Origin of the sequence: Desertihabitans brevis (assembly GCF_003327535.1) — a bacterium.
GTDB classification, from domain to species: Bacteria; Actinomycetota; Actinomycetes; order Propionibacteriales; family Propionibacteriaceae; genus Desertihabitans; species Desertihabitans brevis.
On sequence record NZ_QOUI01000011.1, the window covers coordinates 126,387 to 140,366 of the forward strand.

At 75.2% G+C, this 13,980-nt stretch carries 13 protein-coding genes; 9 read left to right on the top strand and 4 right to left on the bottom strand.

The genetic code is table 11. From position 1 onward, the window contains the following. The first annotated feature begins 49 nt into the window (after positions 1-49). The 3 genes from DT076_RS16310 (at position 50) to DT076_RS16320 (ending at position 3,418) form a co-directional block, all read left to right on the top strand. Positions 50-844 carry an ABC transporter permease gene (locus DT076_RS16310; RefSeq protein ID WP_233494016.1) on the top strand — a complete coding sequence of 265 codons (795 nt, stop codon included), beginning with the start codon at positions 50-52 and terminating at the stop codon, positions 842-844. Then, positions 844-1,851: an ABC transporter substrate-binding protein gene (locus DT076_RS16315; protein ID WP_114127755.1), complete on the top strand. Its 1,008-nt coding sequence runs from the start codon at positions 844-846 to the stop codon at positions 1,849-1,851. Before DT076_RS16310 ends, DT076_RS16315 begins: the two co-directional genes overlap by 1 nt. Positions 1,852-1,912: 61 nt before the next feature. Further along, on the top strand, positions 1,913-3,418 hold the full coding sequence (locus DT076_RS16320) for a potassium/proton antiporter (RefSeq protein ID WP_114127756.1): 1,506 nt from the start codon (positions 1,913-1,915) through the stop codon (positions 3,416-3,418). Positions 3,419-3,457: 39 nt separating this feature from the next. On the opposite strand, the gene DT076_RS16325 is transcribed toward DT076_RS16320, so the two are convergent. Continuing rightward, positions 3,458-3,973 (bottom strand): LytR C-terminal domain-containing protein, encoded by a 516-nt coding sequence (locus DT076_RS16325; protein WP_114127757.1) that lies wholly within the window; start codon positions 3,971-3,973, stop codon positions 3,458-3,460. 39 nt (positions 3,974-4,012) lie between these two features. Further along, positions 4,013-4,306 (bottom strand): type II toxin-antitoxin system VapB family antitoxin, encoded by a 294-nt coding sequence (locus tag DT076_RS16330; RefSeq protein WP_114127797.1) that lies wholly within the window; start codon positions 4,304-4,306, stop codon positions 4,013-4,015. A gap of 116 nt (positions 4,307-4,422) precedes the next feature. Here DT076_RS16330 and DT076_RS16335 point away from each other — a divergent pair, with 116 nt between their 5' ends. From DT076_RS16335 to DT076_RS16355, 5 genes are all read left to right on the top strand, one after another. After that, entirely contained in the window at positions 4,423-6,027 is a 1,605-nt protein-coding gene (locus DT076_RS16335) for a helicase HerA-like domain-containing protein (protein ID WP_114127758.1), read from the top strand. Positions 6,028-6,098: 71 nt separating this feature from the next. Further along, the gene (locus DT076_RS16340) at positions 6,099-6,950 is read left to right on the top strand and encodes an ABC transporter ATP-binding protein (RefSeq protein ID WP_199539244.1); all 852 of its coding nucleotides are present in this window, start codon (positions 6,099-6,101) and stop codon (positions 6,948-6,950) included. Positions 6,951-7,002: 52 nt separating this feature from the next. Continuing rightward, on the top strand, positions 7,003-7,995 hold the full coding sequence (locus DT076_RS16345) for an ABC transporter substrate-binding protein (protein WP_114127759.1): 993 nt from the start codon (positions 7,003-7,005) through the stop codon (positions 7,993-7,995). A gap of 4 nt (positions 7,996-7,999) precedes the next feature. Beyond that, entirely contained in the window at positions 8,000-10,123 is a 2,124-nt protein-coding gene (locus tag DT076_RS16350) for an iron ABC transporter permease (RefSeq protein WP_114127760.1), read from the top strand. Between the two features lie 52 nt (positions 10,124-10,175). After that, the gene (locus DT076_RS16355) at positions 10,176-11,069 is read left to right on the top strand and encodes a siderophore-interacting protein (RefSeq protein ID WP_114127761.1); all 894 of its coding nucleotides are present in this window, start codon (positions 10,176-10,178) and stop codon (positions 11,067-11,069) included. A gap of 15 nt (positions 11,070-11,084) precedes the next feature. On the opposite strand, the gene DT076_RS16360 is transcribed toward DT076_RS16355, so the two are convergent. After that, positions 11,085-12,413, bottom strand: coding sequence for an FAD-binding oxidoreductase (locus DT076_RS16360; RefSeq protein WP_114127762.1), 1,329 nt, complete (start codon positions 12,411-12,413; stop codon positions 11,085-11,087). Between the two features lie 71 nt (positions 12,414-12,484). Here DT076_RS16360 and DT076_RS16365 point away from each other — a divergent pair, with 71 nt between their 5' ends. Then, positions 12,485-13,357 carry an NmrA/HSCARG family protein gene (locus tag DT076_RS16365; RefSeq protein WP_114127763.1) on the top strand — a complete coding sequence of 291 codons (873 nt, stop codon included), beginning with the start codon at positions 12,485-12,487 and terminating at the stop codon, positions 13,355-13,357. Here DT076_RS16365 and DT076_RS16370 read toward each other — a convergent pair. Beyond that, on the bottom strand, positions 13,354-13,890 hold the full coding sequence (locus DT076_RS16370; protein ID WP_233494017.1) for a TetR/AcrR family transcriptional regulator: 537 nt from the start codon (positions 13,888-13,890) through the stop codon (positions 13,354-13,356). The genes DT076_RS16365 and DT076_RS16370 overlap by 4 nt on opposite strands. Between the last annotated feature and the right edge of the window lie 90 nt (positions 13,891-13,980).

Here is a 13,980-nt window from a genome sequence, read left to right on the forward strand (position 1 = left end):
CCCGCGTCGCCGTCCCCAGGTCGCGTGCGTCGTGACCGGGAGGACGGCCGTGGCTGAGCGGGAGAACGCACGCACCACCCTGCTGGGTGCCCGACGTCGTGGGTGGCCGGCCGGTGCGCTCTGGCCGCCGCTCGTCCTCGGCGTGGTCCTGGTGCTCCTCTGGTGGGCGGTGACCGCCAGCGGTGCGGTGGGCCGCGTGGTGCTGCCCGAGCCGGTCGACGTCGTCACCACCCTGGTCGAGCTGTTCCAGACCGGTGACCTGCTGCCGGCGATCGGCGCGACCTTCTCCGCGGCCGGGCTGGGCGGCCTGCTCGGTGTCGCGGTCGGGCTGCCGCTGGCCTGGCTGCTGGTGCACGGCCGGTGGGCCGGCGCGGCGCTGGAGCCGTACGTCGCGGCGTCCCAGGCCGTCCCGGCGATCGCGATCGCCCCGCTGCTGGTGCTCTGGGTCGGCTACGGGCTGCCGGCCATCGCGGTGCTCTGCGCGCTGCTCGTCTTCTTCCCGGTGGTCGTCGCCACCACCCTCGGCCTGCGCACCCTCGACCCCGAGGTGGTCGCCGCGGCCCGGGTGGACGGCGCCAGCGGCTGGCGGCTGCTGCGCCACATCGAGGCCCCGCTGGCCCTGCCGGCGATCCTGTCCGGCCTGCGCAACGGCGTCACGCTGGCCGTCACCGGCGCGGTGGTGGGGGAGTTCGTGATGGGCGGCAAGGGCCTCGGCCTGCTGCTGACCGCCCAGCGTGACCGCTCCGACACCGCCGGTCTCTTCGCCACCCTGCTCGTGCTCTGCGCACTCGCCACCGCCGCCTACGCCGTGGTGCGGCTGATCGAACGACGGACGGAGATCTGATGAGGCTGACCCGACGCACCCTGCTCGCCGCGGCCGGTGGGCTGCTCGGCGCCACCGGACTGGCCGCCTGCGGTGCCGACGAGGCGGCGCCGGCGCGACCGACCCCCACCCCCGGCTCCCCGCAGCTGACCCTCGGCTTCAGCTACATCCCCGACATCCAGTTCGCGCCCTTCTACGCCGCGCACGCCCTCGGCTTCTACGCCGAGGCCGGGCTCGACGTGACGCTGCGCCACCACGGCGGGTCGGAGTCGCTGTTCGGTGCCCTGGAGGCGGGCGAGGAGGACCTGCTGGTGGCCAGCGGGGACGAGCTGCTGCAGGCGGTCTCGGCGGGGTCGTCGCTGCTCACGGTGGCGACGGTCTACCAGCAGTACCCGGTGGCGCTGATCGTGCGCGAGGAGTCCGACATCGCCACCCCCGCCGACCTGCGCGGACGCACCATCGGCACCCCCGGGCCCTACGGCGGCAACTGGTTCGCGCTGCTGGCGATCCTGGAGTCGGCCGGGCTGACCACCGACGACCTGACGGTGGAGTACATCGGCTTCACCCAGCAGGCCGCGCTCACCACCGACGCCGTCGAGGGGGTGATGGGCTACCTCAACAACGAGGCGGTCCGGCTGGAGGCGTCCGGCATCCCGGTGCGCACCCTCACCCTGCCCGAGGACGCCGCCCTGGCCAGCATCGGGCTCAACACCACCACCGCGCTGGCCGAGCGCGACCCCGAGACGCTGCGGGCCTTCGTGGCCGCCTCGCTGCAGGGCATCCGGGCGGTGGTCGACGACCCGGAGGCGGCGGTCGAGCTGAGCGGTGCGTACATCCCCGGCATGACCGGGGCGGCCCGCGACGACGCCCGGGCCACCCTGGAGGCCACCATCCCGCTGTTCGGGGACGCCAGCGGCCGGGTCGACCTGGAACGCTGGCAGGCGATGGCGCAGTTCATGGCCGGCGCCGACCTGCTCGAGGGCGAGGTCGACGCGACCACCGCCGCCACCAACGACTTCCTGCCCTGACCCCTGCCGGGCCCGTCGGCGCGTCACACGGGCGTCACAGCAGGTGGGGGAGGATGAGCCCATGATCGACCTGGACGGCATCCTGCTCGTGGGCGCCGCCGTCCTGCTGGTCTCGGTCATGGCCGCCCGGCTGGGCTCCTCGGTCGGTCTGCCGGCCCTGCTGCTGTTCCTCGGCCTGGGCATGGTGCTGGGTGACTCCGGCCTCGGGGTCGCCTTCGACGACGCCGACCTGGCGCACGCGCTCGGCTTCGGGGCGCTGGTGCTCATCCTGGCCGAGGGCGGCCTCACCACGCGCTGGCCCGACATCCGCCGCAGCACGCCGCTGGCGGCGCTGCTGGCGGTCGTCGGCACGATGGTCAGCACCGCCCTCACCGCCGCCTTCGCCCACATGGTGCTCGGGCTCGACCTGTGGACGTCGGTGCTGCTCGGGGCGGTCTGCTCGCCGACCGACGCCGCCGCGGTGTTCTCGGTGCTCCGGCGGGTGCCGCTGCCCGGACGTCTCCGCGGCGTGCTCGAGGCGGAGTCCGGGCTGAACGACGCCCCCACGGTGCTGCTGGTGACGGTGGCCAGCGAGCTGGCGCTGGGGCACGAGCTGGCCGGTGGTCCGCTCGGGCTGGCCGGGCTGGTCGTGCTCGAGCTGGTCGGCGGCGTGCTGTTCGGGCTGGTGCTGGGCTGGGTCGGCACCCAGGTGATGCGCCGGGTGGCGCTGCCGGCCTCCGGGCTCTACCCGCTGGCCGCCGTCGGCTGGCCGGTGCTCGCCTACGGGGTCGCCGCGGTCGCCCACACCAGCGGGTTCGCCGCCGTCTACGTGTGCGCGCTGGTGCTGGGCAACAGCCAGCTGCCGCACCGCTCGGCCACCCGCTCCTTCGTCGAGGGGATGGGCTGGATCGCCCAGATCGGGCTGTTCGTCATGCTCGGCCTGCTGGCCACACCGTCCCGGCTCACCTGGCAGGCCGTGGCGGTCGCGCTGGCCGCCGGCGTCTTCCTGACCCTGGTCGCCCGGCCGCTGTCGGTGCTGGCCTGCGCGCTCTGGTTCCGGCTGCCCGGGCGGCACCTGGCCTTCATGTCGTGGTCGGGGCTGCGGGGCGCGGTGCCGATCGTCCTCGCCACCATCCCGCTGTCCTACGGGGTGCCCGGGTCGGACTTCCTCTTCGACGTGGTGCTGGTCTTCGTCATCGTCTTCACCCTCGCCCAGGCGCCGACGCTTCCGCTGGCCGCCCGGCTGCTCCGTCTCGACCGCGGGGTGGTCGCCGACGTCGAGGTGGAGTCCGCCCCGCTGGACAAGGTGTCGGCCTCCCTGCTGCAGATCCGCATCCCGCCGGACTCCCACCTGCAGGGCCTCACCATCGCCGAGCTGCGGCTGCCCCGCGATGCCGCGGTCAGCCTGGTGGTCCGTGGCGACCACCTGTTCACCCCGGCGGGCCGGGACCGGCTCCGCTCCGGTGACGAGCTGCTCATCGTGGCGCCGGCGGCGTTGAGCCTCCAGGTGGAGAACCGGTTGCGCGCCCTCGGCCGACGTGGCCGGCTGGCCCGGTGGTGGCAGGAGTCCGGCTCGCCGGAGAGCTGAGGCGGTCCCACCCGGCGGGACCAGCCGCCCCGGTCGGCGTCAGCCGACGGCCGGCGTCGGGGTGGGGGCCAGGCAGGCGGTCTCGGACTCGATGTCGATGGACTCCGGCGCGTCGCCCACCATGCCGGCGTACTCCGAGCCGATCAGCACGTCCACCACGCCGTCGGGCCGGGCGTCGCTGCGCGGGTCGGCCTCCTGGAAGTGCTCCAGGGTCAGCCGGACCGCCGGGTCCTCGGTGGTGACGCCCACCACGACGGTCCGGGTCACCCGCTCGTCGGTGTTGCCGACCGTGGCGACCGAGAAGCCGGCGGCCTCCAGGGCCTGACCGACCTCGGCGGCCTTGCCGCGCTCGGCGCCGCCGTTGAAGACGTTGACGAGCACCTGGCTGCTCTCCAGCTGCTCCACCTGCTCGGGCACGCACGGCTCGACCGGCGGAGGAGGCGGCGGCTTCATGACGTTGGTGTAGCCCCACCAGGCGCCGAAGCCGAGCAGGCCCAGCAGGACGAGGAGGGACAACGGGGTGCGGGCCACCCGCCACACTTCAGCCACGTTCATGGTCCTACCAGCCCTCCTCGCCTGCGGCGGCGCTCTGGCTCAGCCGAGCTCGAGCACGCGGGCGTGCAGGGTCTGGCGCTGCTGCAGCGCCGCTCGGAGCGCGCGGTGCAGACCGTCCTCCAGGTAGAACTCGCCCTGCCAGGAGACCACGTGGGCGAACAGGTCGCCGTAGAACGTCGAGTCCTCCTCCAGCAGCGCCTCGAGGTCGAGGGTGCGCTTGGTGGTGACGAGCTGGTCGAGCCGGATCTGGTGCGGTGCGATGGCAGCCCACTGCTTCTGGGTGTACCCGTGGTCGGGGTAGGGACGGACATCACCGACGCGCTTGAAGATCACGCGGGCCACTGTAACGGTTGGGGGTGGTCGGACCGGATCGGCGAACCTAACGATTGCGGCCCGATTTCCTCAGCCGGACGTCCCCGGGGGCGGGCCGGCTGTGCCAGGCTGTCGCCATGACGGCTGGCGGCACCGCGACCCCGCTCGAGCCGGTCCGGGAGCCGGTCCCCGACCCGGCGCGCGCGGCGCACCTCGCCGCCGTCCGGGCCGGGTACACCTTCGCCGAGCCGGCGCTCGAGCTCGGCGTGCTGGCCGACGGCGACCGTCCGGTCCCCGACACCCGGATCCGGATCCCGCTGGGGATGCTCAACCGCCACGGCCTGGTCTGCGGCGCCACCGGCAGCGGCAAGACGGTCACCCTGCAGGTGCTCGCCGAGCAGCTGTCGGCCGCGGGCGTCCCGGTGTTCGCCGCCGACATCAAGGGCGACCTGTCCGGTCTGGTCACCCCGGGCACCGGGTCGGAGCAGCTGCTGGCCCGCACCCGGGCCCACGGCCAGGACTGGACGCCGGCCGCGAGCCCGGTGGAGTTCTTCGCCCTCGGCACCGGCGGGCTGGGCGTCCCGGTGCGGGCCACCGCCACCTCCTTCGGCCCGCTGCTGCTGGCCAAGGTGCTGGGGCTCAACGACACCCAGGAGTCCTCGCTGTCGCTGGTCTTCCACTGGGCCGACCAGCGGGGGCTGCCGCTGGTCGACCTGACCGACCTGCGGGCGGTGCTGCAGTACCTCACCGAGGGCGACGGCAAGGCCGAGCTGCGCCAGCTCGGCGGCGTCTCCACCGCCACGGTCGGGGTGGTCCTGCGGGCGGTCACCGCCCTGCAGGCCCAGGGCGCGGACGCCTTCTTCGGCGAGCCCGAGCTGGAGCTGGCCGACCTCTGCCGCACCACCACCGACGGCGCCGGCATCATCTCCCTGCTCGAGCTGCCCGAGCTGCACGACCGGCCCGCCCTGTTCTCCGCATTCCTGATGTGGTTGCTGGCCGAGCTGTTCGAGACGCTGCCCGAGGTGGGCGACGCCGAGCGGCCGCGGCTGGTGTTCTTCTTCGACGAGGCCCACCTGCTGTTCGCCGACGCCTCCAAGGCCTTCCTCTCCTCGGTGGCCCAGACCGTCCGGCTGATCCGCTCCAAGGGGGTGGGCATCGTCTTCGTCACCCAGTCCCCCCACGACGTGCCGGAGGAGGTGCTGGCCCAGCTCGGTGCCCGGGTGCAGCACCAGGTGCGCGCCCACACCCCGAAGGAGGCCCGGGCGCTGCGGCAGACCGTGTCCACCTTCCCGCAGGGGCCGGACGACCTCGGTGAGGTGCTGCAGACCCTCGGCACGGGGGAGGCGGTGGTGACCGTGCTGGGCTCCGACGGTGCGCCCACCCCGGTGGCCCGAACCCGCGTCTTCGCGCCGCGCTCGACCATGGGTCCGACCCCGGCGGAGGTGCTGCGGCCCGGCATCGCGATGTCGCCGCTGATGCAGCGCTACGGCCAGTCCGTCGACCGCGACTCCGCCCGGGAGATGCTGACCCGGCGGGTGGAGGAGCAGGCCCCCGCGCCCGCCGCACCGCCGTCCCGGCGCGCCGCGGAGGAGGGGGTCCACCGGGAGCCCGCACCGCGGCGCACGCGGCCCGAGCCGTCGGTGCTGGAGCAGCTGTCGGAGAACACGCTGGTCCGCCAGCTGGCTCGCACCGCCGGCCGGGAGATCCTGCGGGGGATCTTCGGCACCCGGCGCCGTCGCTGAGCCCGGGGAGAGAGGTCCGTCACATCACGGACGGGTGGCGCGATCAGCCAGGTTCGGCTTACCTTACTTAGGTGAACCTCTCAGGGAAGGCCGTCGGACTCCGCACCGCCGCGGTCTCGATCGGCTACGGCAGCGGGGACGTGGTCAAGCAGGTCAGCTGCGAGCTGGCGCCCGGGCGGGTGACCGCGCTGGTCGGGCCCAACGGCAGCGGCAAGTCGACGCTGCTGCGCGGGATGGCGCGGCTGCAGCGGCTCTCCGGCGGCGCGGTGCTGATCGGCGACTCCGAGGACGTCGCCGCGCTGCCCTCGCGCGAGCTGGCCCGCCGGCTCACCGTGCTGGCGCAGAGCCGTCCGACCCCGCAGGGCATCACCGTCCGCGACGCCGTCGAGTTCGGCCGCCACCCGCACCGTGGCCGCTGGCGCAACCGCGACACCGACGGCCCGGCCGCCGTGCAACGTGCGATGGAGCTGACCGGGGTGGCCCCGCTCGCCGACGACACCGTCGACGCCCTCTCCGGCGGCCAGCTGCAGCGGGTCTGGCTGGCCAGCTGCCTGGCCCAGGACACCGCGGTGCTGATGCTCGACGAGCCCACCAACCACCTCGACCTGCGCTACCAGGTCGAGCTGCTGGACCTGCTCCGCGAGCTCGCCGACGACCACGGCGTCACCGTCGGGGTGGTGCTGCACGACCTCAACCACGCCGCCCAGGTCGCCGACGTGGTCGCGGTGCTGTCGGCGGGCGAGCTGGTCGCCTGCGGCGCGCCGGCCGACGTGCTCACCGAGCAGCTGCTCACCGACGTCTACGGCATCGGGATCACCGTCACCGCCGACCCCGTCCGGGGCTGCCTGGACGTCCGCCCGCGGCCGCGCCGCGCGTCGGTGCGGCACGGGCTGCACGCCGAACCGGCCCTCGCCACCGCCTGACCTCCTCCCCCGCGGCCGCCGTGGCCCCGGACCGACCGACGAAGGAACCTGCATGAAGATCCGTCCCGTGCTGCTCGCTGCCCTGGTCTCGACCCTGGCGCTCGCGGCCTGCGGCACCACCGACCCGGCCACCACCGACGGGTCCGACGAGGCGGCCGCCGCCGGCGGCGAGCCGATCACCGTCACCGACGCCCGGGGCCAGGAGGTGACGCTGCCCGACGGCCCGGCGACCGAGGTGGTCACCCTGGAGTGGGCCTCCACCGAGTACGTCACCGCCCTCGGGGTGCAGCCGGTCGGCGCCTCCGACGTCGAGGGCTACGGCTCCTGGGCGAGCGCCGCACCGCTGGCGGACGGGGTCACCGACGTCGGCCTGCGGACCGAGCCGAGCATCGAGGCGGTGGCCTCGCTGGAGCCCGACCTCATCCTGGGCGACACCACCTCGATCCCCGAGGACGCGATGGCCCAGATGGAGCAGATCGCCCCGGTGGTGCTGCTCGAGGGCGCCCGCACCGACGGGCTGGTCGAGCTGCTCAAGGAGAACCAGAGCCTGGTCGGGCAGCTGCTCGGCAAGGAGGCCGAGGCCGAGGCCCTCAACGCCGAGTTCGACACCCGGATCGAGGAGCTGGCCGGTGAGGTCGAGGCGGCCGGGAAGGCCGGCACGCCGATGGTCTTCACCTACCCCTCGGCCGCCTCCAACTCCGTCGACATCCGGATGCACGGGCCCGGCTCGGCCCCCGGCACGCTGGCCACCCTGCTCGGCCTGGAGAACGCCTGGACCGAGCCCGGCGACGAGGCCTACGGCATCTCCAGCTCCGACGTGGAGGGTCTGACCCGGCTGCCCGAGGACACCGAGTTCCTCTACTGGGGCAACGAGGGCACCGAGGACGCCGTCACCACCGTGCTCGCCGACAACGCGGTCTGGCAGGGGCTGCCGTTCGTCCAGGCCGGCCGGGTGCACCGCTCCGGCGTCGGCATCTGGGTCTACGGGGGCACGCCGTCGCTGGTCCAGCTCGCCGAGGACATCACCACGCAGGTGACGAGCTGACCCGATGAGCGCGACCACCACCGCCCGTCCCGCCGCCGGGACGCCGGGCCTCCCCGCCGGCGTGCCGCCGGTCGGACGCACCTCCGCGCGCGGCCGTCTCGGCTTCGCCGTGGTGCTGCTGGCCCTGCTGGGCTGGGTGGTGGTGGTCAGCGGCATCCACCTCTCCCAGGGCACCGCCGCCGTCGGCCCGGCCGACCTGTGGGCGCTGCTCACCGGGCAGGGCACCGACCAGTCGACGGCGGTGGTGGTCTCCTCCCGGCTGCCGCGCTGGGTCGCCGGGCTGGCGGTGGGGGTCGCGCTCGGGGTCGCCGGCTGCGTGCTGCAGTCGGTGGTCCGCAACCCGCTGGCCTCACCCGACACCATGGCCGTCAACGCCGGCGCGTTCCTGGCGCTCACCCTCGTCGCCGCCTTCGGCATCACACTGCCGCTGCTCTCCAGCGCGGCGGTCGCCTTCGCCGGTGGCCTGCTCACCGCGCTGCTGGTGCTGGCGCTGTCGGCGGGGGCCGGTTCCTCGGCCATCCGCCTGGTGCTGGCCGGCTCGGCGATCACCCTCGGCTTCTCCGCGCTCACCCAGGTGCTGCTGCTGCTCTTCCCCTGGCAGACCCAGGGCCTGTTCGCCTGGGGGGCCGGCTCGCTCGACCAGTCCGGGCTGGCGGGGGTGCTGCGGCTGCTGCCGGTGCTGGTCGTCGGCGTCCTCGCCGTGCTGGTCCTCGCCCGCTGGCTCGACCTGCTGCAGCTGGGCGAGGACGCCGCCCGCTCGCTCGGTCTGGACGTGCGCACCGCGCAGGCGGTGCTGGTCGTCCTGGCGGTGCTGCTCTCGGCGGTGGCGGTGACCATGGCGGGTCCGGTGGGCTTCGTCGGGCTGGCCGCCCCGGCGCTGGTGCGGCTGCTGGTGCGGTTCCTGCGGCCGCTGCGCAAGCACCGGGTGCTGGTGCCGATGAGCGGTCTGGCCGGGGTGGCGCTGGTGCTCACCGCCGACGTCGGGCTGCGGGCGGTGTTCGGGGCGCTGGACGGGGTGGCGGTGCCGACCGGGGTGATCACCTCGATCATGGGCGCGGTCTTCCTGGTGGCGCTGGCCCAGACCATCCGCACCGGTCTGGACGCCGACAGCCTGGTCACCATGCGTGCCGGCACCCGCTTCGGGGTGCGCCACCCGGGCTGGCTGCTCGGGCTCGTCGCCGCGCTGCTGATCACCGGGCTGGTGCTGGCCTCCCTCGTCGGTGACGCGCTGCTGCTGACCGGCGACGTCCTCAACTGGCTGCAGGGGGTGGCCTCGGTCCGCGTGGAGATCATCCTCGACTCCCGGGTGCCACGGGTGCTGGCCGCGGTGCTCTGCGGCGCCTGCCTGGCCACCGCGGGGGCGGTCGTCCAGGGCGTCACCCGCAACCCGCTGGCCGACCCCGGCATCCTCGGGGTCTCCGGCGGGGCAGGTGCCGGCGCGGTGGCGATGATCGTGCTGCTGCCCAGCCCGTCCTACGCGGTGGTCCTCGGGGCGGCGCTGGTCGGGGCGGTGCTGGCCGGAGTGCTGGTGTTCGGCTTCAGCGCCCGCGACGGCGTCGACCAGGCCCGGATGGTGCTGGTCGGCATCGGCATCAGCGCCGCCACCACCGCGCTCATCACGCTGATGCTGGTGCGCACCGACCCGTGGAACCAGACCAAGGCCATCACCTGGCTGGGTGGGTCCACCTACGGGGTCAGCCTGGTCCAGCTGCTGCCGATGGTGGCCGCCCTGGCGCTGGCCGCGGTGCTGCTCACGGGCAGCCGCCGCGACCTCGACCTGCTGCAGATGGACGAGGTGACCCCCCGCGTCCTCGGGGTGTCGATGGGACGCTCGCGGCTGGTGGTGCTGCTGGTCGCGGTGGTGCTGACCGCCGCCGCGACGGCGTCCATCGGCGTGATCAGCTTCGTCGGCCTGGTCGCCCCGCACGCGGCGCGGCTGCTGGTCGGACGCCGCCACGCCGCGCTGCTGCCGCTGTCGGCGCTCCTCGGCGGGCTGCTGGTGCTGGTCGCCGACGCCGTCGGCCGGGCCGCCATCGCCCCGGCCCAGCTGCCGGCGGGGATGGTCACCGCGCTGATCGGCTGCCCGTACTTCCTGTGGCTGCTGTGGCGGATGCGAGCCACCACGTGACCGCCCCCGCCGCTTCCGCCCGCACCCCTGAGCCCGCACGAGAGGAACGCCCATGACCACGTCCGCACCGGCCCGCACCGCCACCTACCGGCTGTTCGAGGTGGCGCTGGCCGCCCGGCAGCAGCTCAGCCCGCACTTCGTCCGCCTCACCTTCACCGGGCCGGAGCTGGACAGCTGCGGCGACACCTGCCTGGACCAGCGCGTGAAGCTGGTCTTCGCCGAGGAGGGGCAGATCGGCCCGGCGGTCTCAGCCGGCGAGGACTGGTACGCCTGGTGGCTGGGTCTGGAGGACGCCCGGCGACCGGCCATGCGCACCTACACCATGCGTGCGGTGCGCCAGGGGCTCCGCGAGGTCGACATCGACTTCGCCTGCCACGGCACCGAGGGACCCGCCAGCGCGTTCGCCGTCCAGGCGCCGGTGGGCGCACGGCTCCTGCTGGTCGCCCCCGACGCCACGGTCCCCGGTTCGGGGTCGGTGGGGCTCGCCTGGCACCCCGGTGCGGCGACCGACGTCCTGCTGGTCGGGGACGAGACGGCCGCGCCGGCGATCTGCGGCATCGTCGAGCAGCTGGCCGACGACGTCACCGGTCGGGTGCTCCTCGAGGTGCCGACCGCCGCCGACGCCCTGCCGCTGCGGGCGCCGGCCGGGGTCTCGGTGACGTGGCTGGCCCGGGACGACCGTCCGCACGGAGAGCGGCTGCTGGCGGCCGTCCGGGAGTGGGCGACCTGCCTGGAGCCGGCGGTCGCGCCGGGGGAGCAGGACGTCCCGGCCGAGGCCGAGGAGCTGCTCTGGGACGAGGTCGAACCCGCCGGCGACCGCTACGTGTGGGTGGCCGCCGAGGCCGGCACGGTCGCCGCGGTCCGCCGCCACCTGGTCCGTGAGCGCGGGGTGGACAAGGCCGCCTGCTCGTTCATGGGCTACTGGAAGGCCGGCCGCGCCGGCTGACCTCCTCACCCGTCCTCACCCGAGCAGCCGGGAGCGGCGGATGCGGTGCTGCGGGTCGACCCGGTCGGCGACCGCGGCGGCCCGCTCGCGGACGTGCGGAGGCAGCGCGTCGGTCACCGAGGCCGCGCCGTCCACCCACGAGCCGGGGGTGAGCCCGGTGTCGGCGGCCGACCACACCGACCGCGCCCGCGCGAACGCCGACCCGATCTGCTCGCGGGTGGAGCGACCGAGCGGGCCGACGGCGTGGAAGACGAAGTCGCCCGGGGCTGAGACGAGCGCGCCGTCGCGCCCGGCCGGTGCCCCGGTGACGTGGCGCAGCTCCAGCATCACCACCGGGCTGCCGGGCTCGGCGGCCGTGGCGAGCAGGTCGGCGGCGAGGCCGGGGGTGGCGGCGTCGAGCCACCGTGCGGCGCCGACCGCGGGGGTGGCCGCGGGCGGGTCGAGGTGGATCCGGGCCAGCCCGGCCGCGTCGGTGGCGCCCCAGGTGTCGGAGACCGGGGCCGCGACCGACCGCACCGCCTCCAGCAGCGGCGCCGCTCCGTCCGGCCCGTCCGGATCGGCGACGGCGAGGTGCACCGCGACGCGGCCCTGCAGCGGCTCGGGGAAGAGCGGCAGCGGTGGCACGTGCAGCACCGCGATGCTGGTGGCGACACCGGCACCCGCGCTGTCGAGGGTGTCCGCCCAGGCCGCGACCAGCTCGGGCAGCGCCACGGCGTCCCAGAGCAGCGCGCCGGCGTGCAGGTCCGGCACCGGGACGAGGTCGAGCTCGAGGGTGTGGGCCACGCCGACGCCGCCGGCCCCGCGGAAGGCCCACAGCGCCTCCCGGTCGGTCTCCTCGGCGGCGTCCTCGCGGGCGACCCGCGAGCGACCCTCGCCGTCGAGGTAGTGCACGGCCCGCAGCGCCGCGCTGGCCAGGCCGTGACGGCGGACCAGCCAGCCGATCCCGCCGCCGAAGGTGTAGCCCGACACCGAGACCGACGGCGCGGACCCTGCCAGCCCGAGCAGACCGTGCCGTTCGGCCGCGGCGTTGACCGCCGCCCAGGTCGCGCCGGCGCCGACGGTGGCGACGCGGGCGTCGGGGTCGACGGCGACGTCGGCCAGCCCGGAGGTGTCGAGCAGCACGGTGTCGTCGGTGACCGGCGCGCCGGCGCCGTGCCCGGTGGCCTGCGGGACGACCTGCAGCCGCCGACCCGAGGACGTCTCGAGCGCGGCGACCTCGCGCAGGGCGGTCGCGAGGTCGCCGGGGCTGGTGACCCGGGCGACGCGGCCCGGTCGTTGCGGGGTGGAGGAGTTGCGGGGACGGGTGGCCGCGGCGTAGCCGTCGGTGTCCGGTGCGAGGAGCATGGCACCAGCGTAGGGGAATAGTGGAGGTTTTCCTCCGTTTCTACCGGTACCTACATGAGATCGGAGCTCCCATGTCAGACGCACAGCACCCCGTCGCCGTGATCGGCGCCACCGGGCAGCAGGGCAGCCGGGTGGTGGACGCGCTGCGGGCCGCCGACCAGCCCGTCCGCGCCCTGGTCCGCGACCCCGGCTCGGGCCGGGCCCGGGCCCTGCAGGACCGCGGGGTCGAGGTCGTCGCCGCGGACCAGGAGGACCCGGCCTCGCTCCGGGCCGCGCTCACCGGCGTCGCCTCGCTCTTCCTGATGACCACCTTCGAGGGCCCGGACGGCCCCGACGGCGAGGTCCGGCGCGGGGCGGCCGTCGCCGACGCGGCGGCCGCCGCGGGCGTCCCCCGGGTCGTCTACTCCTCGGTGGGCGGGGCCGAGCGCGGCACCGGCATCCCGCACTTCGAGAGCAAGCGGCAGGTCGAGCAGCGACTGGCCGCGGTGCTGCCGGCGACCTTCCTGCGCCCCACCTTCTTCATGGAGAACCTCACCGGCCAGCTCGCCGGGGCCGACGGCGAGGAGCTCGTGCTGCGGCTGCCGCTGCCCGGCGACGTGCCGCTGCAGATGGTGGCGGTGCGCGACATCGGCACCGCGGCGGCGCGGCTGCTGGTCGAGCCCGCGGCCGTGGAGGGGGATGCGGTGGAGATCGCCGGTGACGAGCTGACGATGGACGAGGCGGCCGCCCGGGTCGCCGCCGTGCGGGGACGGCCGGCCCGCTACGAGCCGCTGCCGCTGGACGTCCTCGGCGACGACGAGGACATGCGAGCCATGTTCGCCTGGTTCGCGGCCCCGCCGGCCTACCAGGCCGACCTGGGGGCCACCCGCCGGCTGGTGCCCGACGTCCGCGACCTGGGCACCTGGGTCGGCGAGCAGATGGCTGCCGCCCGGGCGGCGGGCTAGGGGGTCGGGTCGGCGGCGATCCCGCGCAGAAAGACCGCGCGCTGCTCGGCCGCCGCCGCCGGCCAGTCCGGCACGTTGGACATCGGCTGGGCCAGCATCGCCCCGAAGCGGACCACCGTGCCGGCGTGCACGTCCGCGCGGACCGTGCCGTCCTCGTGGCCGCGGGCCACGATGGCGGTCATGGTCTGGCGCATCCGTCCGCGCAGCTCGGCGGACTCGGTGCCCGCGGTCATCGGCGCGCCGTGCAGCGGCAGCACCAGCTGGTCGCGGTGCTCGAAGGTCTGGTGCAGGAAGCGGCTGATCGCGTCGTGGCCGGTGGTGCCGTGCTCCAGGGCGTCCTCGGCCTCGGCCAGGATCAGCCGGTAGGCCCGGACCGCCAGCGCCTCCAGCAGCGCCTCGCGGTTGGGGTAGCGGCGGTACAGGGTGCCGATCCCGACGCCGGCCTCGGCAGCGATCTGCTCCAGCGGGACGGTGCGGCCCTCGGCGAGCCCGGCCCGGGTGGCGGCGGCGAGCAGACGCTCGGTGTTCGCCACCGCGTCCCTGCGCGGTCTCCGACCCGTCATGGATCCGTGAGCCTACGCCCGGGCGCCGTCCGGAAAGCGGTGGCCGACCCGGTGCGACGG